The following is a 25885-nucleotide window of genomic DNA, read 5'->3' as shown; positions in this document are numbered from 1 at the left end:
GGGATTACTTTTTTCTGTTATTATTTGAGATACAGACTATGCCGGTTCCTCACACCTCTCGATATACGCCAATGGTTCGCCTTTATCTACCAATGCTCCCTGCTTGGCACATACCTCGATCACACGACCGCTAAAATTCGCCAACACCTTATCATATGTATGCCAAGGAGTAGCAATATAGCAAAACACATCGTCCGGATCATATTTATGTCCCACTTCGGGCGGCATAGAAGGCGATTCCACATCGATCTCCCAAATGATCTGCCCTTTCTCCATTGCCGTCACCGGTTCGGCTTTGGCACGTTTCATCCGTTTCACTTCTTCTTCGGAGAATCCCTGTTTTGCCAATGCGGCATCTTTGGCACGCTGCAAATCATCTTCGAAACGTTTCTTGGCAATACCCGATTTATAATCCCGATATTGGCGGTCGTGCATTGCCAGTTCGAAAAGTTCTTCATCATCCTGTCCGAAATCCCAGCTGTTTTCTGTCATTTCCTTACGATACTCGTCCAGTTGATCCGGATAGTTCTTCTGCGGGTCTTCGTCCGTAAATTCGTATCCTTTTTCTTTTGCCAATGCGATAATCTCCGGAGCAAGTGCACCGGGCAAACGACCACTCTTACCCAGAATCATATCCCAGGTATGGTTGTCGATCATCGTCCAACGCTCCTCTCCCTTGATCAGAGACATCACATTCATCAATGCCACATTCTTCACATATTGGCTGAACGGAGTCACCAATGGAGGATAGCCGAGTTTCGGCCACACATATTCCACTTCGTCAAACAGCATCACGAGCAAATCGTCGATACTCAGTTCCGGTTCGTTCTTACCTCTCAATATCAGATTGATGCCGGAATGTACTCCTTTCAGATCGGCCATCATAGACCCCATCATGCCTCCGGGAAGTCCGCATTTCAAGAGCAAAGAAGACATATGCTTGTTGGTAGGGTCCATAAAATAACCCAGAAAATCATCAATGAACTCCTGTGTCATGGCACGGGCTTTCATGTAGGCTTTCATATTAATCTCCGGCACCTGAAATCCCGCGTCTTTCAGCATAGCCTGCACGGAGATAACGTCCGGATGAACTTTCCCCCACGAAATCGGTTCCATTGCGACATCAATAATATCCGCGCCATTCTCACAAACTTCGAGGATAGAAGCCATCGAAAGCCCCGGTCCGCTATGTCCGTGATACTGGATGATGATTTCGGGATGCCGTTCCTTGATTGCTTTCGTCAGACGTCCCAGCATTTCGGGGCGACCGACACCTGCCATATCTTTCAGACAGATTTCCGGTGCACCGGCCTCTATCAGACGCTCGGCGATGGCAGTATAATATTCTACGGTATGCACGGGCGAGAACGTAATGCATAACGTTGCCTGCGGAATCATCCCCGCTTCAAGGGCATAATGAATGGAAGGAATAATATTTCTGACTTCATTCAAGCCGCAAAAGATACGGGTAATGTCCACTCCCTGCGCATGTTTCACTTTATACATTAACCGGCGCACATCTGCCGGAACGGGATACATTCGAAGACCATTCAGACCACGGTCGAGCATATGAGTTTGTATGCCGGCTTCGTGGAAAGGTTTCGTGAAAGCCCGGACGGCTTTGTTCGGGTTCTCGCCATACAGTAGGTTGACTTGTTCGAACGCGCCTCCGTTGGTTTCTACACGGGAGAAACAACCCATTTCGATAATTAACGGAGCAATTCTTACTAACTGATCGGCACGCGGTTGATACTTGCCGGACGACTGCCACATATCCCGATAAACGAGACTGAATTTGATTTCCTTTTTCATTGCCGTAAATAGATGAGATTTATATTACTTAGGTTAACTAGTTGATACAAATATATTGAGTTTCCTGACATAATAACAAATATAGAGAGAATAAGTTGGGGTATAAAGATATGTTTAATATCATATTGTCACAAAATCAAAGGAGCAAGCGAGTTTTTACTCGTTGCTCCTTACCTGAATTAATTGTTTGACTAATGTGTTATCCCTATTTATACAAAATCTTTCAACTCTTGTTGCAAACGTTGGCGTGTGAAGAATATGCGGCTCTTCACCGTTCCGAGGGGCAGGTCCAGCTTCTCAGCGATCTCACGGTATTTAAAACCGGATACGTGCATTGAAAATGGTACTTTATATTCCTTCGGCAGCGCGTTGACGATGCGGTGCATCTCTTTCAAGTCATAAGCGCCTTCCGTACTTTCAAATCCTGAATCTTGGGGGAGATTCAAATGATACAGATTGTCAGTCTGATCTACGAATGTCTGGTCACGTACTATTTTACGGTAGTTATTAATAAAGATGTTACGCATAATCGTGTACATCCATCCTTTAAAATTTGTATCGGGAACATATTTTTCCTCGTTATCCAAGGCCTTTAATGATGTTTCTTGCAATAAATCATTTGCTTCTTCACGATTGGCAGTTAATTTATAAGCAAAACGAAGCAACTCTTCCTGAACTCCAATTAAATCTTTTCTGAAACTTAAACTTTTCATACTTTAAGGGTTTTACGGTTAATATTTCGTTTCTTTCTTGACGTTTGCAAGTTTAAAGGTATTTTATGAGTCGAACAGGGGGAAATTCGTCATTTCTTAGGGGGTGAAACTGTCAAATGATAGATTTTAGGTGCTTTTTGATAGTTTTTAGGTGGTTTAGGACGTTTTTTATTCTCTTCTTCTTGCTTGGCAATACAAAATAACTTACTTTTGGGTAGTATTATTAACTTAAAGTAAAAGACATGACTATACTTATTATCGTAGGAATAATCGTACTGTTGGGAATCATTTTTGCTTCTATGTACAACTCATTGGTGAGACTGAGAAATAACCGTGAAAATGCTTTTGCAGACATCGACGTGCAGCTGAAACAGCGCCACGACCTTATCCCGCAACTGGTGGATACCGTGAAAGGATATGCCGCACACGAAAAAGATACCCTCGAACGGGTGATTCAGGCACGTAACGGTGCAGTCAGCGCCAAGACAATCGACGAAAAGATAGCAGCAGAGAATCAATTATCTTCCGCTTTATCGGGATTGAAAATCACGTTGGAGGCTTATCCGGACCTGAAAGCAAACCAGAATTTCCTGCAACTGCAAGAAGAAGTATCCGATGTAGAGAATAAATTGGCTGCTGTACGCCGTTACTTTAACTCGGCCACGAAGGAATATAATAATGCGGTTCAGACATTCCCGTCCAATATCATAGCAGGCATGGCAGGTTTCCGCAGAGAAATCATGTTCGACCTGGGTACCAACGAACGTGCGAATCTGGAACAGGCACCGAAGATCAGTTTCTAAAAACGAGCACGTATGCAGTACGTCGGAATCCAAACACAGCAGAGCCGGAACAACCGGCGCTCTGTTCTTCTGTTATTTCTATTTCCCTGCCTGGTAGCAGCATTGCTTTATCTGGCCTGTTATCTGTTGGTCGCCTTTGGGCACGGTGAAAGCATGGAAGTAAGTATCCTGGAATTGGCTAATCCTCTTTTCATCAATGCCCTCCCCTATACGATGGGGATCGTATTGATTTGGTTCCTGATTGCTTTCTGGGCGAATACGAGTATCATCAAAGCCGCCACAGGTGCCAAACCTCTCGATCGCAGAGAAAACAAACGTGTCTACAATCTGGTCGAGAACCTCTGCATGGCAAACGGAATGAAGGCTCCGAAAATCAATATCATCGACGACGATTCATTGAACGCTTTTGCCAGCGGTATCAACGACCGCACTTATACGGTCACTCTCTCGAAAGGGATTATTCAGAAGTTGAACGACGAAGAACTGGAAGCAGTCATCGCCCACGAACTGACTCACATCCGCAACAGGGATGTGCGCCTCCTGATCGTCTCGATTGTATTTGTCGGAATCTTCTCGATGCTGACGCAAATCACTTTCTATACTATTACGCACACGCGCATACGTAGCAACGGAAAAAACGGTGGAGGAGCTATCCTCATCATACTGATTGCCTTAGTAATAGCGGCTGTCGGTTACTTCTTTGCCAGTCTGATGCGCTTCGCCATTTCACGGAAGCGTGAATATATGGCGGATGCCGGTTCGGCGGAGATGACAAAGAATCCGTTGGCATTGGCAAGTGCCCTGCGCAAAATTTCCGATGATCCGGATATAGAAGCAGTAAAACGTGGCGATGTAGCGCAATTATTCATTCAGAATCCGGGCGACCAGTCGAAAAGTGCCCTCAGCGGACTTAGCGGACTCTTTGCCACGCATCCCCCTATCGAGAAACGAATCTCCATTCTGGAACAGTTCTAGGGATTTCTGTTTAATTTTCATTAAAGAAAGCAGGAGGACTCCTTATTTTTAGTATATTTGAGTGTTATACATATATACACTAAACTGTAACTGATATGAAAACAAGAAAACAAATCCTTATGCTACTGCTGGCTATGCTAGTAGGAATCCCGACTCTTTCGGCACAGACCAAGAAGGAGAAGAAGGAACAGAAGAAAGAAGCTGTCAAACAGCTGATCGTATCAGAAGACTACAAGATAGACGTCAACACTGCTATGCCCATGCGCGGACGTTCTATACCTCTGACTTCACAATACTCACTGCAAATCAGAAATGATTCGGTATTCTCTTATCTCCCCTATTACGGACGTGCTTACAGCGTTCCTTATGGCGGAGGAAGCGGGCTGATATTCAACGCTCCCCTCAAAGAATACACAATGGATATGGATAAGAAGGGAAACGCCGTTATCAAATTCTCCGCACGAAGTCCGGAAGACTTCTTTGAGTTCAGGGCGAAAGTGTTCCCCGACGGCACCACCAGCATCGATGTCACGATGCAGAACCGTCAGGCAATCAGCTACCGGGGAGAAGTGGATCTGGACAAGAAATAAAATCTTCAAGAATCACCGTCAGTCTCTTCACTACCTTTTAATATAGGAAGGCAAATGTGATATTTCACGGCAAGGATGCGTGTAACAAATACCGCCGATCCGCCAACGAGCTGACAGACATAAGATTCCATCCCTGCGGCATCGCACAGCCAGTAAGCGATGCCGCCTACTACACACGCCATCGCATAGATTTCTTTTCGGAAAATCAAGGGGATCTCATTGATAAAGACATCACGAATCACACCTCCTGCGGCACCTGTGATACTACCCATGATGATGGCTACCCAAAAAGGATAGCCTAAAGCGATACTTTTCCCCACACCGACCACCGTAAACAAAGCCAGTCCGATGGTATCGAATATAAAAAAGGTATTATTCAGACGGATCAGCCAGCGACCGAAGCAGATCACCCAGATCAAGGCAAGTCCCGTACAGATCAAATAGATAGGGTTCGTCATCCATCCGGGTGTCACATCCAGCAGTACATCACGGATGGTACCGCCACCGATAGCGGTAGCAAGACCTACGACATAGGCTCCGAACCAGTCGAAACGCTTTGCCGAAGCCAGCCGGATACCACTAATAGCAAAGGCAAATGTGCCTATAAAATCAAGAATTTGAACGAATGTCGGCATATATTTGTTATTTTGTATGCAAAGTAACGAATAAATTCCGTAAGAAAATGTACTTTTGCTACACGAATTAGATAGAAACAATATGAAAATAACAATTGTTGCCGGGGCACGCCCCAATTTCATGAAAATAGCCCCTATCGCACGCGCCATCGAAGCCGCAAGAGGGCTGGGTAAAAGCATCTCCTACCGTTTGGTGTACACAGGCAGACGGGACGATACAAGTCTGGATGCTTCCCTGTTTTCGGATCTCGACATGAAAGCTCCCGATGTCTACCTTGGAGTGGAAAGCAGTAACCCCACCAGTCTGGCAGCCGGAATCATGATCGCCTTCGAACAGGAGCTGACGGAGAATCCGGCACACGTCGTCCTGGTAGTGGACGATCTGACAGCAACCATGAGTTGCGCCATCGTAGCCAAGAAACAAGGAATCAAGGTAGCCCATCTGGTAGCCGGCACACGCTCGTTCGACATGAAGATGCCGAAGGAAGTAAACCGGATGATTACCGACGGAGTATCCGATTATCTGTTTACCGCCGGCATGGTGGCCAACCGAAATCTGAATCAGACAGGCACGGAAAGCGAAAACGTATATTATGTCGGCAACATTTTGGTAGATACCGTTCGTTTCAACCGGAACCGGCTGCTCAAACCGGTATGGTTCTCCGTACTGGGACTTCAGGAGGGCAACTATCTCCTGCTCACCCTCAACCGACGTGTACTGCTCAACAACAAAGAGAACCTGCGGAAGTTGATGCAAACGATGATCGAAAAAGCTGCTGGTATGCCTATCGTAGCGCCCATGCACACATATGTGCGCAATGCAATCAAAGACCTCGGCATAGAAGCCCCGAATCTTCATATCATGCCCCCGCAGAATTATCTTTTCTTCGGATATCTGATCAATAAAGCCAAAGGAATCATCACGGACTCCGGCAATGTAGCCGAAGAAGCTACGTTCCTCGGCATCCCCTGTATCACGCTCAACACATATGCCGAACATCCGGAAACGTGGCGCGTGGGAACGAATGAACTGGTCGGCGAAGATCCGGCGGCACTCGCTCAGGCTATGGATACGCTGATGAAAGGTGAATGGAAGAAAGGCGAGCTCCCCGAACGCTGGGACGGACGAACAGCCGAACGAATCGTACAAATTTTAACAAGTAAATGACCGGAGTGGTTGACCGGGCTTGATAATCAACGAGTCCGGCTCGATAGCCAGACAGAAGAAGCCGGTCATTGTCAGATTCATTAAGTGTTTCAAAAAGTTTCAAGCGCTTGAAACTTTTAGTTTCATGCCGGGAAACACTTTGTTTCATTGCTTGAAACACATTGTTTCAAGGCGTGAAACTTTTGGTTTCAACGGTTGAAACTGATTTTGGAACTACGGAGGACAATCGGAGCAAGTCGGTTCGCATGATGTGACATACGTTGAAAAGGGAAGGACAAAAAGGACCAAAACAATCTGCCTCCTTCCATTGTTGAATAATATAAGCTTGTAAATAACAAAAAACGATGGGTAAAAAAAGTTATATACTCTATTTTACTCAGACTTATTTGTTAACTTTGCAGCCCTACTACGAACGTTATGATACAACGATATAACAAAATAATAATACTGCTCTTAGTCGTATTTGCAGTTTCAAATGCTTTTGCGCAGCAAATAAAGGGGGTTGTAACTGATTCAGTCACTCATGAACCACTAATGTATATCTCTGTCTATTATCAAGACAAGAGAGAAATGGGTACTGTCACCAATATTGACGGAGAATATAAGCTCGACGCACGGAGAAACGGAGGAACGCTCGTTTTCTCTTCTATCGGATATGTCACCAAAACCGTCAAAGTAGGCTCCGGAAATCAGACCGTCAATGTCAAACTCTCTCCGGACGATGTAATGCTCACCGAAGTAGTCGTAAAACCACAGAAAGAAAAATACTCCCGCAAGAATAATCCGGCAGTCGAATTCATGAAGAAAGTGATCGAACACAAAAAAGCACAAGTGCTCGAAGTGAACGATTACTACCAGTACGACAAGTACGAGAAAATGAAAATGTCTATCAACGACCTGACTCCGGAGAAACTGGAAAAGGGTATCTACAAGAAATACTCATTCCTCAAAGATCAGGTGGAAGTGTCGGAGACGACCAACAAACTGATTCTCCCTATCTCCGTACAGGAAACGGCCTCACAGACCATTTTCCGGAAAGACCCCGAAAGCAAAAAGACCATTATCAAAGGAAAGAACTCCAACGGTATCGAAGAGTTTTTCTCCACAGGAGACATGCTGGGGACTGTTCTGAAGGATGTTTTTGCCGATATCAACATCTATGATGATGACATCCGGCTGCTCCAACAGCGATTCGTAAGCCCTATCGGCAACAATGCCATCTCATTCTATAAATACTACCTGATGGATACGCTGATGGTGAACAAGCGCGAATGCGTACATCTGACGTTCGTACCGCAGAACTCACAGGATTTCGGATTTACAGGCCATCTTTATGTGCTGAAAGATTCGACCTATGCCGTTCAGAAGTGTACGATGAACCTGCCTAAAAAGAGTGGTGTCAACTTTGTCAACCGCATGGACATCGTGCAGCAGTACGAGCAGCTTCCCAACGGGAACTGGGTATTGGCGGATGACGACATGACGGTAGACCTTTCATGGAGTTCCAACAAAACCTCGGGAGGGCTACAGGTGGAACGAACGACTAAATACAGCAATTATAAGTTTGATCCGATAGAACAGCGGTTGTTCCGTTTGAAAGGTCCTGTGATCAAGGAGGCCGACATGCTTTCGAAGAGTGACGAATACTGGGCAAGTGTACGCCAGGTACCGTTGACCAGAAAGGAAAGCAATATGGATGTATTCGTCAACCGTCTGGAACAGATTCCGGGATTCAAATATATCATCTTCGGTGCGAAAGCATTGATCGAGAACTTTGTGGAAACAGGCAGCAAAGAGCATAAGAGCAAAGTGGATATTGGTCCTATCAACACCATGATTTCAAGCAACTACATCGACGGAACCCGTTTCCGCCTGAGCGGTATGACTACTGCTCACTTTGACAAGCATTGGTTCCTGAGCGGATACGGAGCTTATGGTCTGAAAGACGAAAAGTGGAAATATAGCGGAACGCTGACTTATTCTTTCAACAAACGGGATTATGTAGTATGGGAGTTTCCCAAACATTTTATATCTGCAACGTACAGTTATGATGTAATGTCGCCGATGGACAAGTTCCTGTTTACGGACAAAGACAACATCTTCCTTTCAATGAAGACGACAACGGTAGACCAGATGTCATACATGCGTGACGCTACCATCAACTACGAACTCGAAACGCTGACGGGATTCGGAGTGAAAGCCATGCTCCGCCATCGAAATGACGAGCCTACCGGAAAACTGGAATATCTGCGGAATGACGCCGCACAAACCCGTGTACATGACGTCACGACTTCCGAAGCGAGTGTGACCCTGCGTTATGCTCCGGGAGAATCTTTCGTCAACTCCAAGCAACGCCGTGTTCCGGTGTCGCTGGACGCTCCTATCTTCACGCTGACTCATGCCATGGGCTTCAAAGGCGTGCTGGGAGGAGAATACAACTTCAACCGCACGGAAGCAAGCATCTGGAAACGTTTCTGGCTTCCTGCTTCGTGGGGAAAGATAGACTGTAGCGTAAAAGCAGGAGCAGAATGGAATGTCGTACCTTTCCCGCTATTGATTCTGCCGGAAGCCAACTTGTCATATATCACTCAACGTGAGACATTCTCCCTGATCAACAATATGGAATTCCTGAACGACCGTTATGCGTCCATGTCCCTCTCTTACGACATGAACGGAAAGTTGTTCAACCGCATCCCGCTGATCAAGAATCTGAAATGGAGAGAAATGTTCCGTATCCGCGCATTGTGGGGGACATTGACCGACAAGAACAATCCATTCAAGAGCAGCAACCCCGACCTCTTCCGTTTCCCGACACGCGACGGCAAGTTCACCAGTTTCGTGATGGACCCGAAGGTGCCGTATATCGAGGGAAGTATAGGTATCTACAACATTTTCAAGTTGCTGCACGTTGAATATGTACATCGTTTCACCTACCGTGACAATCCGGGTATCAACAAGAACGGTATTCGTTTCATGGTATTAATGGTATTCTAAAACTATGCAACCTTTAGCAGAACGGTTACGACCAAAGACATTGGATGATTATATCGGTCAGAAACATTTAGTTGGACCGGGGGCTATCCTGCGCAAGATGATTGATGCGGGACGCATTTCTTCGTTTATCCTCTGGGGACCTCCCGGAGTGGGAAAAACCACATTGGCACAGATTATCGCCAATAAACTGGAAACTCCGTTTTATACGCTGAGTGCCGTGACTTCGGGCGTCAAGGATGTGCGCGAAGTGATAGAGCGCGCCAAGAGCAACCGCTTTTTCTCGCAATCCAGTCCGATCTTGTTTATTGATGAAATCCATCGTTTCAGCAAGTCGCAACAGGATTCTTTGTTGGGAGCTGTGGAAAACGGTACGGTGACGCTGATAGGCGCAACGACCGAGAATCCGTCATTCGAAGTGATCCGCCCTCTCCTCTCCCGTTGCCAGCTTTATGTGCTCAAATCTTTGGAAAAGGAAGATTTGCTCGAACTTCTGCAACGTGCCATCACTACCGACACCATACTGAAAGAACGGAAAATCGAACTCAAAGAAACGACAGCCATGCTGCGCTTCTCCGGCGGAGACGCCCGTAAACTGCTCAATATACTTGAACTTGTAGTGGAATCGGACACAGAGGAAACGGTTGTCATCACCGATGATATGGTGACCGAACGTCTGCAACAGAATCCGTTGGCTTACGACAAGGACGGGGAAATGCATTATGACATCATTTCCGCTTTTATCAAGTCTATCCGTGGCAGTGATCCGGATGGGGCTATTTACTGGCTCGCCCGCATGGTAGAAGGTGGTGAAGACCCTGCTTTCATTGCGCGAAGACTCGTTATCTCTGCCGCCGAAGATATAGGTTTGGCCAATCCGAATGCATTGCTGCTGGCGAATGCCTGCTTTGAAACTCTGATGAAAATAGGTTGGCCCGAAGGGCGCATCCCTTTGGCGGAAACAACGATCTATCTGGCAACGAGTCCTAAAAGCAATTCGGCATACAGTGCCATTAACGATGCATTGGAGTTGGTGCGTTCCACCGGAAACTTGCCTGTGCCTCTGCATTTGCGCAATGCTCCCACCAAGCTGATGAAACAACTCGGATATGGACAGGAATACAAGTACGCCCACAGCTACGAAGGCAACTTCGTGAAGCAACAATTCTTGCCGGACGAGCTGAAAGAAAAACGAATATGGCAACCTCAGAACAATGCCGCCGAACAGAAACATGCAGAACGGATGCAGCAGTTATGGGGAGAAAGGTTCAAATAAGTAATAAGTTATAGGTAATAAGTAATAATCGTAGCTGTGAAAGAAAACTTGATGAAAGAGAAATCAACAAGGTTTGCAATTCGAATAATTAATCTATATAAATATTTAAGGGATTGCAAAAAGGAAACGATTCTTTCAAAACAATTATTACGTAGCGGGACTTCGATAGGAGCTAATATAAGAGAGGCTGTCTATGCTGAGTCTCATCTTGACTTTATACACAAATATTCCATTTCTCTAAAAGAATGTTCTGAAACAGAATATTGGCTATATTTACTTCAACAAACAGAATATATAAGCGATGAAGAATATGAATCAATTAATACAGACTGTCTGGAAATACTTAAATTACTGACAGCCACAATTGTAAGACTAAAAAACAATGGGAACGCCCCATAATATTTATTACTTATTACTTATTACTTATTATGAAAATAGTAGTTTTAGACGGCTTTGCCGCCAATCCCGGTGATTTATCATGGGAAGGTTTGAAAGCTCTCGGAGAATGTACCATCTATGACCGTACTGCCCCCGAAGAAGTATTGGAACGCGCAGCCGGAGCTGAAGTGATTCTGACGAATAAAGTAATCATCAACACCGATCACATGGCTGCCTTGCCCGAACTGAAGTATATCGGTGTGCTTGCTACGGGATACAACGTAGTGGATACGGCAGCAGCCAAAGAACGTGGTATTATTGTAACTAATATCCCTGCATATAGCACAGCTTCCGTTGCACAAATGGTATTTGCGCACATTCTTAATATCTGTCAGCAGGTACAGCATCATTCGGAAGAAGTCCACAAAGGTCGTTGGACCAATAACAAGGATTTCTGTTTTTGGGATACTCCGTTGATAGAGCTGCGGGATAAGAAAATCGGTCTTGTCGGATTGGGAAATACAGGATATACTACTGCTCGCGTTGCCATCGGTTTCGGTATGCAGGTATATGCTTTGACTTCAAAGTCTCACTTCCAGTTGCCACCGGAAATCAAGAAGATGGATTTGGATCAGTTGTTCAGCGAGTGTGATATTATCAGTCTGCACTGCCCGCTCACTCCGGAAACTCACGAATTGGTGAACGCACGCCGTCTTGCCATGATGAAGCCGAATGCTATCTTGATTAACACGGGTCGTGGCCCATTGATCAACGAACAAGACCTTGCGGATGCTTTGAATAGTGGTAAGATTTATGCTGCCGGAGTAGATGTACTTTCTTCGGAACCTCCTCGTGCAGACAATCCGTTGCTGACTGCAAGGAACTGCTACATTACTCCGCATATCGCATGGGCAAGCACAGAAGCTCGTGAACGTCTGATGAATATTGCCATTAGCAATCTACAGGCTTATATCTCCGGAACACCGGAAAATGTAGTGAATAAGTAAATATATATTTGAATTATACAGAAAGGGCTGTTTCAAAACAAAAATGAAACAGCCTTTATTTTCTAACCGATCCTTCCATTCCTTAAAAGGAAATTAAATCTTATACTAATCATCAAATCTCACGAATATGTTCGAATCAAAGTTCTTCAATCTGAAAGGCACAATCAATAGAAAAGAGTTTCTGCTATCCATGATCCTATCAATTATAAACTTCATTGTATGTTTGGCAATATCTATAATTGATCTATTTATACACTTTGGAGTTGACTATAAACCGGGAACAACACCTTCATTAAGTTTTTGGGGAGGAATTATACTATTTACAACCACGGTTATGATTCTCATAACATTATGGTATTTCCTGGCACAATGCATAAAGAGATTGCGCGATATTTCGTTATCCAGTCTATGGCTATTGGTATTAATCGTTCCAATAGCAAATATCTTCTTATTGGCATACCTATCATTTGTCAAGAGTACTGATAATACCCAAGAAAACATTTCTGCCTGAAACAAGACTTCTTAATTACATAAAAAAAAAGCTATTATAGAGGATATTATAATCAAAAGAAGAGACTGCCTCAAAATAGATTCTGCTATCATTTAACTCTGTCATTTAGAACAAAGTTAATAATATGCCAATCGCATTTTGAGACAGTCTCTTTCCAGTAAATCCCAATAAAAGATTCAATCTGTTATTCTATTCGGGAAAAGCTATATTTAATAGGAATGTCCTCCTTCATCCATCTCCTTCTCCGTAATCTTATGGCGGTCGATACTACGCCATGCATAGAATATGTAAGCTATCACAAACGGAACAAGAATAGAAACATATGCCATAGTCTTCAGCGTAAATTCACTCGAACAGCTGTTAGCCAATGTCAGCGAACTTTGCAAGTCCGTATATGAAGGATAATAAGCAGTGTTATTATATCCGGCTACGAGTAACAAAGCCAGAACTGTCAGCACCGTACCTATCCCTGCAAACCAGATTCCTTTGTCGAAAGTCTTTTTCAGAACCGTCTTGCCGATTCCAAAAAGTACCAATACTACACCTATCAGGAAGATGATCAGAACTACCGGCATTTCTATAAAGTTGATAAAGTACTTATAAGGCTGCATATAAACCTCCAATGTATCCGGATTGACAGCAAATCCGTCAGAAACCAATGTACGGATTACAAATGCCAAAAAGAATACAAGGAAGAAAATAGTATTATTCAATACTGCACGGCGACACTTATCAGTCAGTTCCTTATCCGCTATATTATTAATGAAATATAGCGAACCCAATACACGCGCCAAAAAGAAAACAGCCAATCCGAGAATAACATTCCATATATTAGTCAACGCGTCCAGCCCGTGCCATCCATTTCCCCAATGACTGATAACCGGCATAATCGTATCCGTCATATTCGCCTTATTGATATAGAAATCAGAACCGGTGAAGAAAGTAGCAACTGCTCCACCCAGCAACAGAGGTCCTACTACCCCATTAATTACCAAGAAAGTCTGATAGGTCTTTTTCCCCAGCAAATTCCCTGCCTTGCTCTGGAACTCGTAACTCACAGCCTGCAACACAAAACTGAAAAGAATAATCATCCAAAGCCAATAAGCCCCACCGAAACTGGTACTGTAAAACAACGGGAACGAAGCAAAGAAAGCACCTCCGAACGTCACCAGCGTAGTAAACGTAAACTCCCACTTACGTCCGGTAGAGTTCACCATCATCTTACGATGTTCCTCTGTCTTACCCAAACAGAACAACAAAGAATTTCCTCCCTGCACAAATAATAAAAATACAAGTATGGCCCCCAGCAAGGAAACGACCAGCCACCAATATTGTTGTAGAAATATATACATAATATGTAAGTATTAAGTTTTAAGTATTAAGTATTAGCTCAAGTAATAAGCAATATATAGTATCAAGTAATAAGTAATAGATAATAAGTAATAACGTCAACCATAATGACAAATCAGGCAGCAGCTACGATTAATACTTAATACTTATTACTTAATACCTATTACCTATTACTTATCTCTTCTTCCGGTCCTTTCTTAATTGCCTTCACCATAATCCCTATCTCTGCAATCAGCATTACGGTAAACAAGATCAGGAAGATAAAGAAAGTAGCCTGAACGGAGCCTACATCCAATTTAGAGATAGCCGCCGATGTAGGAAGCATATCGCGGATAGCCCAAGGCTGGCGACCGCATTCGGCAACCACCCAGCCTGCCTGTCCGGCAATGTAAGCCAAAGGAATAGTCAACAGAGCGATCCAATGCATCCAGCGCATCTTACTCAAATCTTTCTTATATATAAAGAAGAGCACAACGATGAAGAAAAGGATAAAATATCCGCCCAGAATGACCATTATACGGAAAGCGTAGAAGTTCAGAGGAACATTCGGAACCAGCTGATTCACATCTTTAATATATCCGTATCCGAAGTATGGCATATTCTCCTGCAAAACCTGATAGGCAACAGCGGCATCTTCCTCATGTCCGGCGCTCTTCGCTGCACGATAAGCAGCCAGCGCTCCGATAGCGGTCTTACCCCGCTCTATCTTTTCGGCTGCCGACAAAGCAGTCGTACCGTCTTTCAGCTGATAACCGCCTTCGATAATATTGGTAATTCCGGGGACATATCCGTCCACATCCCGCTCGGCAAGGAACGAAAGCATACTGGGTATCTCAATCCGGAACAGGAAAGGGTCTCTCCCATCATTATAAGTCTTCTTTTCGGGGTTCAGCATTCCGATTCCCACCAGACCTACGTTGGTTCCTCCTTCATAAAGTCCTTCTACAGCCGCCAGTTTCATCGGTTGGGTCTGTGCAATCTGATAGCCGGAACCATCGCCCGTCCATACAGCCAGAAGCGAAGCAACCAGTCCGAAGATGGCACCGATCTTTATACTTGCAAGCGCAAACTCACGATTACGCTTCTTCAAGAGAAACCAACAACTGATTCCTACAACGAACACGCCACCAAGTACCCATCCGGACAATACTGTATGAAAGAACTTGTTGACCGCCACAGGCGAAGTTGCCACCGCCCAGAAATCCACCATCTCATTACGCACTGTATCGGGATTGAACTCCATACCTACCGGATGCTGCATCCATGCGTTTGCTACGAGAATCCACCAAGCGGAGATCGTAGCCCCCAGACCAGTCAGCCAGGTAGAAGCAAGGTGGAAGCGTTTGCTCACCTTATCCCATCCGAAGAACATGACAGCGATAAACGTGGCTTCCATAAAGAACGCCAGAATACCTTCGATGGCAAGCGGCGCACCGAAAATATCACCTACAAACCAAGAATAATTACTCCAGTTCGTACCAAACTCAAACTCCAGAATCAAGCCTGTCGCCACACCGATGGCGAAGTTAATACCGAAAAGTTTCATCCAGAACTTGGCTGTCCGCTTCCAAAATTCATTGCCTGTTTTATAATACAACGTCTCCATTATTCCCATCACCACAGCCAGTCCGAGGGTGAGCGGAACGAAAATCCAGTGGTACATGGCTGTCATCGCAAATTGGGCTCTCGACCAATCGATCAGCGAGGTGTCAATACTTTCAATCATAATCTTATGTAGTTTAAGAGTTAAAAATCAGTGGTTTTCTCCGGAAGTGCACGCTGTATCAGCTCATTTCCCACATACGTACCCTTGTCGGCATCTGTAGGATGATCGCCAAGAAAGTCGGGAAAGAAGAATATTTTGAGGATGAAGAACATAATGAATAATTTCACTAAGATAATAAGCCACAAAGTACGACCTAACGTCATACTACGGAAACCCTCCAAATAAAAGTTCCATATTGCAAGCAGTGTATTCTTCATAAGCTGACCTTAGAATTTGTAATGAGTACAAATATACAATTTTTATAATTAAAACAAACAAGTAAGGCAAAATGTTGCATGATTTGTATGGTTTTTCTCAAAAAACCTGCCTATCGACAGAAAAAAAACATTTAACGGCGAAAAAGTGCCATCTGTCTATCGCTTTTGCAGCTAATATAATATGTACGTACCTTCGTTCCAGTAAATCAATAGACATATAAAAATATGATAAATGTAAGAAGATTGACAGTGATAGCATTTCTTGGAGCGGGTCTGCTGCCCGGTATATCCGCCCAAGAATCTTCTGTGCAGACAGTCGCCCAGAGTGAGATGAATCTCCCCGCCCAATGGGATTTACAGTCGTGCATCGACTATGCGTTGCAACAGAACATTACGATTCGCAAAAACCGGGTGAATGCGGAAAGTACACAGATCGACGTGAAGACAGCCAAAGCTGCCCTGTTCCCCAGTCTGTCGTTCTCTACGAGCCAGAACATGGTGAACCGTCCGTATCAGGAATCAAGCAAGACGATCAGCGGAAGCGAGGTGATCGAGACAACCAGCAAGACCAGTTACAATGGCAATTACGGTCTGAATGCTTCGTGGACCATTTATAATGGTAGCAAGCGACTGAACACCATCAAACAGGAGAAGCTGAACAATCAGGCAGCCAATCTGGATGTAGAAACGTCCGAGAATAGTATTCAGGAATCTATTGCTCAGATTTACATTCAGATTCTCTATGCAGCGGAGTCCGTCAAAGTCAATGAAAATACGCTGCAAGTTTCCATTGCGCAACGCGACCGCGGACAGGAACTTCTGAATGCCGGAAGCATAGCCAAAAGTGATCTGGCACAGCTGGAAGCTCAGGTCAGCACCGACCGTTATCAATTAGTAACAGCGCAAGCCACTCTGCAGGACTACAAATTACAACTGAAACAACTGCTCGAATTGGATGGAGAAAATGAAATGAACGTCTATCTCCCCGCCCTGTCCGACGAAAATGTACTTTTACCATTGCCCACCAAGAAGGATGTGTATATGAGCGCGCTTACCCTCCGTCCGGAGATCGAGGCGAGCAAACTGAGCGTAGAGGCTTCGGAACTGGGTATCGATATCGCCAAAGCGGGATATCTCCCCACCATCAGTCTGAGTGCAGGTATCGGAACGAACCACACCAGTGGCAGTGACTTCACCTTCGGAGAACAGGTAAAGAACGGATGGAACAACTCCATCGGTGTTTCCGTCAGCGTTCCTATCTTCAACAACCGTCAGACCAAGAGTGCCGTGCAGAAAGCGAAGTTACAGCGCGAAACGAGTCTGCTGTCGCTGCTCGACGAACAGAAAACGCTGTATAAGACCATCGAAGGACTTTGGCTGGATGCGAACAGTGCACAGCAACGTTATGCGGCAGCGAACGAGAAGCTGAGAAGTACACAGATCAGCTACGACCTGATCAGCGAACAGTTCAATCTGGGCATGAAGAATACAGTAGAGTTGCTGACGGAAAAGAACAACTTGCTACAAGCACAGCAGGAGCAGCTTCAAGCCAAATACATGGCGATACTGAACACTCAGTTGCTGAAGTTCTACCAAGGAGACAAACTGGCATTATAAGCCTTCTTCCTTACTAAAAGCGGAATATAAATAAGTAAAACAGAATATAGAATGAAAACGAAAAAGATTATCCTGATCGCTGTGGCAGTTGCCGTAGTAGTGGGCGGAGGAATCTGGTTCTTTACAGGTTCTCCGGCAAAGCACAAGGTGACGTATGCCAGTGCGACTGTCAGTAAAGGCGATATCTCCAATTCGGTGACTGCCACCGGAACAATCGAACCGGTGATAGAAGTAGAAGTCGGTACGCAGGTATCCGGTATCATCGACAAGATTTATGCAGATTACAACTCGGTAGTAACCAAAGGACAGCTGATTGCCGAAATGGACCGTGTCACTTTACAGAGTGAACTGGCATCCCAGCAGGCAACTTACGATGGTGCCAAAGCCGAATTTGAATATCAGAAGAAGAACTACGAACGTAGCAAAGGATTGCACGATAAGTCATTGATCAGCGATACCGACTACGAACAGGCTCTCTATAATTATCAGAAGGCCAAGAGCGCTTTCGACAGCAGCAAGGCATCTCTGGCAAAGGCAGAACGTAATCTGTCATACGCTACGATTACTTCTCCGATAGACGGAGTAGTCATCAGCCGCGATGTAGAAGCCGGACAGACCGTAGCTTCCGGATTCGAAACTCCTACCCTCTTCACCATTGCAGCCGACCTGACACAGATGCAGGTAGTGGCAGACGTGGATGAAGCTGATATAGGCGGTATCGAAGAAGGCCAGCGTGCCAGCTTTACTGTCGATGCTTATCCGAATGATGTGTTTGACGGAGTCGTGACACAGATTCGTCTGGGAGATGCAAGCAGTAGCAGCAGCGCCAGTTCAAGTACCAGCACGGTAGTCACTTATGAAGTGGTGATCTCTGCTCCGAATCCGGACTTGAAGCTGAAACCGCGTCTGACAGCCAATGTGACTATCTTTATCCTTGATAAGAAAGATGTATTGTCTGTCCCCAACAGAGCTTTGCGTTTCACCCCCGAAGCACCGTTGATCGGTAAGAATGATATCGTGAAAGATTGCGAAGGCGAACATAAGGTATGGACGCGCGAAGGAACCACCTTTACGGCCCATCCGGTAGAAATCGGAATCAGTAACGGTATTTCCACAGAGATCATCAGTGGTGTTGCCGAAGGAACCAAAGTCGTCACGGAAGCCACTATCGGTGCTATGCCGGGCGAGAGTATGGATGGAGAACCGGGTCAGGGAAACGGAGAAAGAAGCCCGTTCATGCCAGGCCCTCCGGGAAACAACAAAAAGAAAAGCAACAAGTAGCCAAGTATGAAAAAAGTAATTGAACTTCAAAATATCAAACGAGACTTTCAGGTGGGAGAAGAAACCGTCCATGCGTTACGGGGCGTTTCATTCACCATCAACGAAGGTGAGTTTGTGACCATCATGGGTACTTCCGGTTCGGGAAAGTCCACACTGCTCAACACGTTGGGCTGTCTGGACACTCCTACCAGCGGGGAGTATCTGCTCGATGACATCTCCGTGCGCACCATGAGCAAGCCTCAGCGTGCCGTACTGAGAAACCGGAAAATCGGCTTCGTCTTCCAAAGCTACAACTTGCTGCCCAAGACGACGGCTGTGGAAAACGTAGAGTTACCGCTGATGTACAACTCATCAGTGAGCGCTTCCGAACGTCGCCGGCGTGCCGTCGAAGCGTTACAGGCTGTAGGTTTGGGCGACCGGTTGGAGCATAAGTCCAACCAGATGTCCGGAGGACAGATGCAGCGCGTAGCCATCGCCCGTGCACTGGTAAACAACCCTGCGGTCATCCTTGCCGACGAAGCAACCGGAAACCTCGACACACGTACGTCTTTTGATATACTTGTCCTGTTCCAGAAACTTCATGCGGAAGGACGTACCATTATATTCGTAACGCACAATCCCGAAATCGCGCAATACAGCAGCCGGAACATCCGCCTGCGCGACGGTCATGTCATTGAAGATACAGTCAACTCTCATGTCCTGTCCGCCGCCGAAGCACTGGCCGCATTGCCAAAAAGCGACGAGGATTGAAGATAAGTAATAGGTAATAAGTATTAGGTATCAGGTATTAAGTATCAGATATCAAGTATTAAGTAATAAGTAACAGTAGTTTATGAATGGAACTAACTTATTTAAGATAGCTCTCCGGGCATTGGCGAACAACAAGCTGCGTGCTTTCCTCACCATGCTTGGTATCATCATCGGTGTCGCTTCCGTCATCACGATGCTCGCTATCGGTCAGGGATCGAAGCGAAGCATCCAGCAACAGATATCGGAGATGGGATCGAACATGATCATGATCCATCCGGGAGCCGACAGACGGGGTGGTGTCCGGCAAGACCCTTCGGCCATGCAGACGTTGAAGCTGACCGACTATGAGGCCTTGCGCGATGAGACCAATTTCCTATCCGCCATCAGCCCCAATGTGTCTTCGTCGGGACAGCTTATCGCGGGTAACAACAACTACCCGTCATCCGTCAGCGGTGTCGGGCTGGAGTATCTCGACATCCGTCAGTTGAGTGTAGAAAGCGGAGATATGTTTACGGAAGCCGACATACAGAGTTCGGCTAAGGTCTGCGTGATCGGTAAGACGATTGTGGATAACCTCTTTCCGGACGGAAGCGATCCGATAGGGAAAATCATCCGCTTCAACAAGATACCGTTCCGGGTGGTCGGTGTGCTCAAAGCCAAAGGGTACAACTCTATGGGACAGGATCAGGACAATATTGTACTGGCTCCTTACACCACCGTCATGAAACGATTGCTTGCCGTCACCTATCTTCAGGGTGTCTTTGCTTCTGCCCTATCGGAAGACATGACCGAGTATGCTACCGATGAAATCACGGAAATCCTGCGGCGCAACCATAAGTTGAAAGCTTCGGACGAAGACGATTTCACCATCCGTACCCAACAAGAATTGAGTACGATGCTAAACTCTACCACCGATCTGATGACCACCCTGCTCGCCTGTATTGCCGGAATATCTCTGGTAGTGGGCGGTATCGGTATCATGAATATCATGTACGTATCCGTCACCGAACGTACCCGTGAAATCGGTCTGCGTATGTCCGTCGGCGCACGTGGCGTTGATATTCTGAGCCAGTTCCTCATCGAGGCTATCATGATCAGTATTACGGGAGGTCTTATCGGAGTCATCATAGGCTGCGGAGCCAGCTGGATCGTGAAGAGCGTGGCACACTGGCCTATCTTCATCCAACCTTGGAGTGTCTTCCTTTCTTTCGCTGTCTGCACCGTCACCGGAGTCTTCTTCGGATGGTATCCTGCAAAGAAAGCAGCAGATTTAGACCCGATAGAGGCTATCAGATACGAATAAAAAACTATCTTTGTCTTTATGAAACAAAGCCTAACATCCGCACGTCGTCCCCTGGAAGCACTGATACATATTATCGGCTGGGGGATTATGTTCGGTTTTCCGTTCTTCTTTGTAGAGCGTGAAAACGGAAACATCAATTGGATGGCATACGTACGCCATTCTGCCGTACCGTTGTCTTTCATGATCGCGTTCTACGTCAACTACTTCTTGCTGGTTCCCCGATATCTTTTCCAGAGCCAGACCAAGAGGTATATTACTTACAATATTCTCCTGTTGTGTGTCATCGGTCTGATGCTGCACCTTTGGCGGAGTCTGACATTCGATCCTTCCTTTGTTCCCAAACCTCACCGGTCGGGAGCTCCTCCGGGATGGTTGTTCTTTGTCAGAGATATGCTGAGTCTCGTCTTCACCATCGGACTGAGTGCCGCCATACGTATGAGTGCCCGATGGACACAAGCGGAAGCTGCCCGTAAGGAAGCGGAACGGAACCGTTCGGAAGCGGAACTGAAGAATCTGCGCAATCAACTGAACCCGCATTTTCTGCTCAATACGCTGAACAATATCTATGCCTTAATTGCTTTTGATACGGACAAGGCGCAACAAGCTGTGCAGGAACTAAGCAAGCTCCTACGCTATGTGTTGTATGATAATCAGCAGACCTATGTCCCGCTGGGCAAAGAGACTGACTTTATCCGCAACTATATCGAACTGATGCGCATCCGCCTGTCCTCCAATGTACAAATGACTACGCAGATTGATATCCTGCCGGACAGCCAGACTCTTATCGCACCGCTTATCTTTATCTCGCTGATCGAGAATGCCTTCAAGCACGGTATATCGCCTACGGAACGGAGTTTTATCCATATCCATCTTGCGGAAAATGAGACGGAAGTGATCTGCGAAATAAGCAACAGCAACCACCCGAAGAACATAATGGACAAGAGTGGTTCGGGGATAGGACTGGAACAGGTGAACCGACGACTGGAGATTCTTTATCCCGGCCAGTATACCTGGCAGAAAGGAATCTCAGAAGATGGCAAAGAGTACAGATCTAGGTTGAGCATCCGTGTGAGGGAGAGTATTAATAAGTAATAAGTATTAAGTAATAGGCAATAATTGAGAGTATATTCGGTTTAGGTAATTAAATAAAATATAGAGAATTATGATATTACGTTGTGCCATTGTAGATGATGAGCCATTGGCTCTGGGCCTACTGGAAAGTTATGTGAATAAGACTCCGTTTCTGCAACTTACAGGAAAGTATTCCAGTGCAGTTCAGGCAATGAAGGAGTTGCCGGGCGAAGAAGTCGATCTTCTTTTCCTTGACATTCAGATGCCGGAACTTAACGGACTGGAGTTCTCACAAATGGTAGATTCCCGTACGCGTATCGTATTTACCACCGCATTCGGTCAATACGCTATCGACGGTTATCGTGTCAATGCACTCGATTATCTGCTGAAACCGATCTCGTATGTCGATTTCCTGCAAGCGGCCAATAAAGCCCTGCAATGGTTCGAGCTGGTGCAGAAGCCGGAAGAGATAGACAGCATCTTTGTCAAGAGCGACTATAAGCTGGTACAGGTAGAACTGAAAAAGATCATGTACATCGAAGGACTGAAAGATTACATCAAAATCTATACGGAAGATGATGCCAAACCCATCTTGTCACTCATGAGCATGAAAGCCATGGAAGAGCTTTTGCCTTCCAGCCGGTTCATACGTGTACACCGTTCATTCATCGTCCAAAAGGACAAAATACGGGTGATCGACCGTGGACGTATCGTCTTTGACAAAACGTATATCCCCATTAGTGATAGTTACAAGCAGGTTTTTCAGGCATTTTTGGATGAAAGAAGCTGATGATTGTCGAATTTATCGGCAAAAAAGTGAATTTTGTCGATTATAGTTTGTCAGAAATCGGTTTTATATGTAACTTTGCAACGAACAGAAAGGGATTGTGAAATTCCAAGAATAGAATAGTTTAGTTAAGTCTAGTTTAGTTTTTGTGTTGAGTGCTTCCTCGTCGGCGGACGATCTAGGAAGCACTTTTTATTTATCTATTTATAGAACAAGCTGAACGATAGCACTAAATCAAAGAAAAATAACATAAAGTTTGATTATACATAAAGCTCTTTTATATTCTATTAAATCTTAATGCATTTCTTTGAGCGAGCAAAGACTTGACTCCGTTTGTTTATTAGGGAATACACATCGGTACTAAACAAACAAGTTATGAACAAACAAATAGAGATACATAAGATAGATATATCCAGCAGCCTTCCGTTGCAATTTGCCGATGAAGGAATAAAGGCTGGCTTCCCCTCTCCTGCTCAGGACTATATGGAACAGGCGATTGACTTGAACAAAGAACTGATCCGTCATCCGGCGTCAACGTTCTACGGACGTGTGACGGGAGACTCGATGAGAGACGAAGGAATAGAAGAAGGTGACATACTGGTCATCGACAAGTCATTGGAGCTGATGGATGATGATTTGGCGGTATGCTTTATCGATGGTGAGTTTACCGTCAAAAGAGTAAGACTGGAGCCGGAAGCTATCTGGCTGGTCCCTTCCAATCCGGATTATCCACTGATAAAAGTAACCAAGGAGAATGACTTTATGATCTGGGGAATCGTTACATTTACAATCAAAAAGAATCGGAGGAAAAGATAATGTTCGGACTAATAGATTGCAATAACTTTTATGCTTCCTGCGAACGGGTATTCAATCCGGCTCTCAACGGAAGGCCGGTCGTTGTGCTTTCCAACAATGACGGTTGCGTGATAGCACGCAGCAACGAAGCCAAGGAACTGGGAATTAAGATGGGCGTCCCTGCCTATCAGATTAAAAGTCTGATAGACAGTCACGGAATCGCTGTCTTTTCGTCAAACTATACCCTATATGGCGATATGTCCGGACGAGTAATGTCGATACTTACCGAGCTGGCTCCGGAAATCGAAGTCTACTCGATAGACGAAGCGTTTCTGAATCTGGACGGCATAAAGGAACTGCAATCGCTGGGGACAAACATCGTAAACAGAGTGACCCGTGGTACCGGCATCCCCATGAGTCTGGGAATAGCCTCCACAAAGACGCTCGCCAAAATAGCGAATAAATTTGCGAAAAAGTATCCTGCATACAATCGGGTGTGTATCATCGATACAGAAGAAAAGCATCTCAAAGCCCTGCAACAGACAGAGATAAGAGAGGTATGGGGAATCGGACACAAGCAAGCCATTAAACTTGGAAAGCAAGGGATAAAGACGGCCTATGACTTCATCCAACTTCCCGAAGCATGGGTACGCAAAGAAATGACCGTGACAGGCGAACGCACCTGGAAGGAACTTCGTGGCATTTCCTGCATCCGCATGGAATCCATTCCTCCGGCAAAGAAACAGATTTGTACATCCAGGTCTTTCGGAAAGATGATCTCCGACATCGATACCTTGATAGAAGCTATCGCCACACACGCATCGACCTGTGCCCGAAAGCTCCGGAAGCAGAAAGCGTATGCCCATTCTCTCATGGTATTTATCCACACCAATAACTTCCGGGAAGACCTTCCGCAATACTGGAAGAACACCGTCATCCATCTTCCCGTACCGAGCAATGACACGCAAGAGATTATCCATTACGCACTTATCGGACTGAAAAACATCTTCATGCAAGGCTATCAATACAAGAAGGCAGGCGTCATCATCACCGAAATAACAGAAGATGCGCAACTCGGACTTTTTGATTCCGTCGACCGTGAGAAGCATAATAAACTCATGCAAATCGTAGACAAGATCAACGGTGAACACGGTCAACGCATCAAACTGGCCGTGCAAGGAAACGGAAGAGAATGGATGCTCAAACAAGAACAGCTCTCCGGACGTTATACTACTGATATCAACCAAATTATAAACATTAATTGCAGATAATATGTGTTTCCATAACTCCATGTCAGCCAAAGCCATCAAAGTTGCCGCCCGCTACGGACGCCAATCGGATGTAGTCGAGATATACCAAAGCATTCTTGACGAACAGTATCATGTGAATGCGTTCACTTTCCCCAAATATCCCATCATTACTTCATCGGACGAAGTACAGGTTTTCAACTGGGGGCTCATCCCTTTTTGGGTAAGAAGCGAAGAGGATGCGACAGAAATAAGAAAGATGACACTCAACGCTCGTGTGGATACCATTTTCGAGAAACCGTCTTTCCGCGAACCGATCATGAAGAAACGGTGTATAGTGCCCAGTACCGGCTACTTTGAATGGAGGCATGAAGGAGCAAACAAGATACCTTATTATATATATGTGAAAGATGAACCTATCTTCTCGATGGCCGGCATCTACGACCGTTGGCTGGACAAGGATACGGGAGAGGAACACGAAACTTTCTCCATCATCACCACTGACACCAATTCGCTGACCGATTACATCGATAACACCAAGCACCGGATGCCCGCCATACTCACCCAAGAGGAAGAAGTAAAATGGCTCAATCCCTCATTGAGCAAAGCCGAAATAGCTTCTTTACTGAACCCCTTCGATACAGAGAAGATGGATGCATACGTTATCAGAAACGATTTCTTAAAGAAATCTCCCAATGATCCGACAATAGTACAAAGGGCATAGGAAAAAGACGACTTCACATATATCTTAAAAAAACGGTAATAATCCCCTTTTCGTGACTGGAATGGGGATTATTACTTAAAACGAAATAAAACACCATTCTATATTAAAAAAACTTATT

The 25885-nt window shown here is 45.4% G+C and carries 24 protein-coding genes; 18 read left to right on the top strand and 6 right to left on the bottom strand.

The window, feature by feature from the left end:
- Positions 1 to 36 precede the first annotated feature (36 nt).
- Entirely contained in the window at positions 37 to 1812 is a 1776-nt protein-coding gene (locus ACHLI0_RS00700) for a hydroxymethylglutaryl-CoA lyase-like TIM-barrel protein (protein ID WP_016267767.1), read from the bottom strand.
- A gap of 209 nt (positions 1813 to 2021) precedes the next feature.
- Complete coding sequence (locus ACHLI0_RS00695; RefSeq protein ID WP_008763441.1) at positions 2022 to 2525, bottom strand: RNA polymerase sigma factor; 504 nt, start codon at positions 2523 to 2525, stop codon at positions 2022 to 2024.
- 242 nt (positions 2526 to 2767) lie between these two features.
- Between ACHLI0_RS00695 and ACHLI0_RS00690 the strand changes: the two genes are divergently transcribed.
- The 3 genes from ACHLI0_RS00690 (at position 2768) to ACHLI0_RS00680 (ending at position 4893) form a co-directional block, all read left to right on the top strand.
- Positions 2768 to 3328, top strand: coding sequence for a LemA family protein (locus tag ACHLI0_RS00690; protein ID WP_008763440.1), 561 nt, complete (start codon positions 2768 to 2770; stop codon positions 3326 to 3328).
- A gap of 12 nt (positions 3329 to 3340) precedes the next feature.
- A complete protein-coding gene (locus tag ACHLI0_RS00685) occupies positions 3341 to 4303 on the top strand; it encodes a M48 family metallopeptidase (RefSeq protein WP_490748220.1) in 963 nt (320 codons plus the stop codon).
- 95 nt (positions 4304 to 4398) lie between these two features.
- Entirely contained in the window at positions 4399 to 4893 is a 495-nt protein-coding gene (locus tag ACHLI0_RS00680) for a DUF4251 domain-containing protein (RefSeq protein ID WP_072067047.1), read from the top strand.
- A 5-nt stretch (positions 4894 to 4898) separates the two neighbouring features.
- On the opposite strand, the gene ACHLI0_RS00675 is transcribed toward ACHLI0_RS00680, so the two are convergent.
- On the bottom strand, positions 4899 to 5528 hold the full coding sequence (locus ACHLI0_RS00675) for a trimeric intracellular cation channel family protein (protein WP_008765911.1): 630 nt from the start codon (positions 5526 to 5528) through the stop codon (positions 4899 to 4901).
- 82 nt (positions 5529 to 5610) lie between these two features.
- Between ACHLI0_RS00675 and wecB the strand changes: the two genes are divergently transcribed.
- The 6 genes from wecB to ACHLI0_RS00645 all read left to right on the top strand — a co-directional run bounded on the left by wecB (position 5611) and on the right by ACHLI0_RS00645 (position 12859).
- Entirely contained in the window at positions 5611 to 6696 is a 1086-nt protein-coding gene (gene wecB / locus ACHLI0_RS00670; protein WP_130041728.1) for a non-hydrolyzing UDP-N-acetylglucosamine 2-epimerase, read from the top strand.
- A gap of 417 nt (positions 6697 to 7113) precedes the next feature.
- On the top strand, positions 7114 to 9690 hold the full coding sequence (locus ACHLI0_RS00665) for a DUF5686 and carboxypeptidase-like regulatory domain-containing protein (RefSeq protein WP_490748219.1): 2577 nt from the start codon (positions 7114 to 7116) through the stop codon (positions 9688 to 9690).
- Between the two features lie 4 nt (positions 9691 to 9694).
- The gene (locus ACHLI0_RS00660; RefSeq protein WP_008765915.1) at positions 9695 to 10963 is read left to right on the top strand and encodes a replication-associated recombination protein A; all 1269 of its coding nucleotides are present in this window, start codon (positions 9695 to 9697) and stop codon (positions 10961 to 10963) included.
- 51 nt (positions 10964 to 11014) lie between these two features.
- A complete protein-coding gene (locus tag ACHLI0_RS00655) occupies positions 11015 to 11362 on the top strand; it encodes a four helix bundle protein (RefSeq protein ID WP_055217587.1) in 348 nt (115 codons plus the stop codon).
- Between the two features lie 29 nt (positions 11363 to 11391).
- Positions 11392 to 12348: a D-2-hydroxyacid dehydrogenase gene (locus ACHLI0_RS00650; RefSeq protein WP_490748218.1), complete on the top strand. Its 957-nt coding sequence runs from the start codon at positions 11392 to 11394 to the stop codon at positions 12346 to 12348.
- A gap of 127 nt (positions 12349 to 12475) precedes the next feature.
- Entirely contained in the window at positions 12476 to 12859 is a 384-nt protein-coding gene (locus tag ACHLI0_RS00645; protein ID WP_490748217.1) for a DUF805 domain-containing protein, read from the top strand.
- A gap of 209 nt (positions 12860 to 13068) precedes the next feature.
- Here ACHLI0_RS00645 and ACHLI0_RS00640 read toward each other — a convergent pair whose 3' ends face one another.
- The 3 genes from ACHLI0_RS00640 to ACHLI0_RS00630 form a co-directional block, all read right to left on the bottom strand.
- The gene (locus ACHLI0_RS00640; protein ID WP_217718625.1) at positions 13069 to 14211 is read right to left on the bottom strand and encodes a cytochrome d ubiquinol oxidase subunit II; all 1143 of its coding nucleotides are present in this window, start codon (positions 14209 to 14211) and stop codon (positions 13069 to 13071) included.
- A gap of 161 nt (positions 14212 to 14372) precedes the next feature.
- Positions 14373 to 15935, bottom strand: coding sequence for a cytochrome ubiquinol oxidase subunit I (locus ACHLI0_RS00635; RefSeq protein ID WP_490748216.1), 1563 nt, complete (start codon positions 15933 to 15935; stop codon positions 14373 to 14375).
- A 20-nt stretch (positions 15936 to 15955) separates the two neighbouring features.
- Positions 15956 to 16192, bottom strand: coding sequence for a DUF4492 domain-containing protein (locus tag ACHLI0_RS00630; RefSeq protein ID WP_008763429.1), 237 nt, complete (start codon positions 16190 to 16192; stop codon positions 15956 to 15958).
- Between the two features lie 225 nt (positions 16193 to 16417).
- On the opposite strand from ACHLI0_RS00630, the gene ACHLI0_RS00625 reads away from it, so the two are divergent.
- From ACHLI0_RS00625 to ACHLI0_RS00585, 9 genes are all read left to right on the top strand, one after another.
- Positions 16418 to 17809 (top strand): TolC family protein, encoded by a 1392-nt coding sequence (locus tag ACHLI0_RS00625; protein WP_054958884.1) that lies wholly within the window; start codon positions 16418 to 16420, stop codon positions 17807 to 17809.
- A gap of 51 nt (positions 17810 to 17860) precedes the next feature.
- The gene (locus ACHLI0_RS00620; RefSeq protein ID WP_490748215.1) at positions 17861 to 19090 is read left to right on the top strand and encodes an efflux RND transporter periplasmic adaptor subunit; all 1230 of its coding nucleotides are present in this window, start codon (positions 17861 to 17863) and stop codon (positions 19088 to 19090) included.
- A 6-nt stretch (positions 19091 to 19096) separates the two neighbouring features.
- Complete coding sequence (locus tag ACHLI0_RS00615; protein ID WP_016267774.1) at positions 19097 to 19840, top strand: ABC transporter ATP-binding protein; 744 nt, start codon at positions 19097 to 19099, stop codon at positions 19838 to 19840.
- Positions 19841 to 19922: 82 nt separating this feature from the next.
- The gene (locus ACHLI0_RS00610; RefSeq protein ID WP_008765923.1) at positions 19923 to 21143 is read left to right on the top strand and encodes an ABC transporter permease; all 1221 of its coding nucleotides are present in this window, start codon (positions 19923 to 19925) and stop codon (positions 21141 to 21143) included.
- A gap of 18 nt (positions 21144 to 21161) precedes the next feature.
- Positions 21162 to 22235, top strand: a complete 1074-nt coding sequence (locus ACHLI0_RS00605; protein ID WP_234141467.1) for a sensor histidine kinase — start codon at positions 21162 to 21164, stop codon at positions 22233 to 22235.
- Positions 22236 to 22305: 70 nt separating this feature from the next.
- Complete coding sequence (locus ACHLI0_RS00600) at positions 22306 to 23004, top strand: LytR/AlgR family response regulator transcription factor (RefSeq protein ID WP_008763423.1); 699 nt, start codon at positions 22306 to 22308, stop codon at positions 23002 to 23004.
- A 372-nt stretch (positions 23005 to 23376) separates the two neighbouring features.
- Positions 23377 to 23817 (top strand): LexA family protein, encoded by a 441-nt coding sequence (locus ACHLI0_RS00595; protein WP_055217582.1) that lies wholly within the window; start codon positions 23377 to 23379, stop codon positions 23815 to 23817.
- Positions 23817 to 25067 carry a Y-family DNA polymerase gene (locus ACHLI0_RS00590; RefSeq protein ID WP_490748214.1) on the top strand — a complete coding sequence of 417 codons (1251 nt, stop codon included), beginning with the start codon at positions 23817 to 23819 and terminating at the stop codon, positions 25065 to 25067. The genes ACHLI0_RS00595 and ACHLI0_RS00590 overlap by 1 nt, the downstream gene beginning before the upstream one ends.
- Position 25068: 1 nt before the next feature.
- Complete coding sequence (locus ACHLI0_RS00585; protein ID WP_490748212.1) at positions 25069 to 25767, top strand: SOS response-associated peptidase; 699 nt, start codon at positions 25069 to 25071, stop codon at positions 25765 to 25767.
- Positions 25768 to 25885: the final 118 nt, after the last annotated feature.

It is taken from the genome of Bacteroides sp. RCH18, assembly GCF_058231005.1.
Note: the sequence above shows the minus strand (reverse complement) of the source record. Positions and strands in the feature narration are given on the sequence as shown.

What these genes read in the sequence shown, in the direction of transcription:
- ACHLI0_RS00700 (WP_016267767.1), bottom strand. Translation starts at nt 1,812, where the DNA reads ATGAAAAAGGAAATCAAATTCAGTCTCGTTTATCGGGATATGTGGCAG.
- ACHLI0_RS00695 (WP_008763441.1), bottom strand. Translation starts at nt 2,525, where the DNA reads ATGAAAAGTTTAAGTTTCAGAAAAGATTTAATTGGAGTTCAGGAAGAG.
- ACHLI0_RS00690 (WP_008763440.1), top strand. Translation starts at nt 2,768, where the DNA reads ATGACTATACTTATTATCGTAGGAATAATCGTACTGTTGGGAATCATT.
- ACHLI0_RS00685 (WP_490748220.1), top strand. Translation starts at nt 3,341, where the DNA reads ATGCAGTACGTCGGAATCCAAACACAGCAGAGCCGGAACAACCGGCGC.
- ACHLI0_RS00680 (WP_072067047.1), top strand. Translation starts at nt 4,399, where the DNA reads ATGAAAACAAGAAAACAAATCCTTATGCTACTGCTGGCTATGCTAGTA.
- ACHLI0_RS00675 (WP_008765911.1), bottom strand. Translation starts at nt 5,528, where the DNA reads ATGCCGACATTCGTTCAAATTCTTGATTTTATAGGCACATTTGCCTTT.
- wecB (WP_130041728.1), top strand. Translation starts at nt 5,611, where the DNA reads ATGAAAATAACAATTGTTGCCGGGGCACGCCCCAATTTCATGAAAATA.
- ACHLI0_RS00665 (WP_490748219.1), top strand. Translation starts at nt 7,114, where the DNA reads ATGATACAACGATATAACAAAATAATAATACTGCTCTTAGTCGTATTT.
- ACHLI0_RS00660 (WP_008765915.1), top strand. Translation starts at nt 9,695, where the DNA reads ATGCAACCTTTAGCAGAACGGTTACGACCAAAGACATTGGATGATTAT.
- ACHLI0_RS00655 (WP_055217587.1), top strand. Translation starts at nt 11,015, where the DNA reads ATGAAAGAGAAATCAACAAGGTTTGCAATTCGAATAATTAATCTATAT.
- ACHLI0_RS00650 (WP_490748218.1), top strand. Translation starts at nt 11,392, where the DNA reads ATGAAAATAGTAGTTTTAGACGGCTTTGCCGCCAATCCCGGTGATTTA.
- ACHLI0_RS00645 (WP_490748217.1), top strand. Translation starts at nt 12,476, where the DNA reads ATGTTCGAATCAAAGTTCTTCAATCTGAAAGGCACAATCAATAGAAAA.
- ACHLI0_RS00640 (WP_217718625.1), bottom strand. Translation starts at nt 14,211, where the DNA reads ATGTATATATTTCTACAACAATATTGGTGGCTGGTCGTTTCCTTGCTG.
- ACHLI0_RS00635 (WP_490748216.1), bottom strand. Translation starts at nt 15,935, where the DNA reads ATGATTGAAAGTATTGACACCTCGCTGATCGATTGGTCGAGAGCCCAA.
- ACHLI0_RS00630 (WP_008763429.1), bottom strand. Translation starts at nt 16,192, where the DNA reads ATGAAGAATACACTGCTTGCAATATGGAACTTTTATTTGGAGGGTTTC.
- ACHLI0_RS00625 (WP_054958884.1), top strand. Translation starts at nt 16,418, where the DNA reads ATGATAAATGTAAGAAGATTGACAGTGATAGCATTTCTTGGAGCGGGT.
- ACHLI0_RS00620 (WP_490748215.1), top strand. Translation starts at nt 17,861, where the DNA reads ATGAAAACGAAAAAGATTATCCTGATCGCTGTGGCAGTTGCCGTAGTA.
- ACHLI0_RS00615 (WP_016267774.1), top strand. Translation starts at nt 19,097, where the DNA reads ATGAAAAAAGTAATTGAACTTCAAAATATCAAACGAGACTTTCAGGTG.
- ACHLI0_RS00610 (WP_008765923.1), top strand. Translation starts at nt 19,923, where the DNA reads ATGAATGGAACTAACTTATTTAAGATAGCTCTCCGGGCATTGGCGAAC.
- ACHLI0_RS00605 (WP_234141467.1), top strand. Translation starts at nt 21,162, where the DNA reads ATGAAACAAAGCCTAACATCCGCACGTCGTCCCCTGGAAGCACTGATA.
- ACHLI0_RS00600 (WP_008763423.1), top strand. Translation starts at nt 22,306, where the DNA reads ATGATATTACGTTGTGCCATTGTAGATGATGAGCCATTGGCTCTGGGC.
- ACHLI0_RS00595 (WP_055217582.1), top strand. Translation starts at nt 23,377, where the DNA reads ATGAACAAACAAATAGAGATACATAAGATAGATATATCCAGCAGCCTT.
- ACHLI0_RS00590 (WP_490748214.1), top strand. Translation starts at nt 23,817, where the DNA reads ATGTTCGGACTAATAGATTGCAATAACTTTTATGCTTCCTGCGAACGG.
- ACHLI0_RS00585 (WP_490748212.1), top strand. Translation starts at nt 25,069, where the DNA reads ATGTGTTTCCATAACTCCATGTCAGCCAAAGCCATCAAAGTTGCCGCC.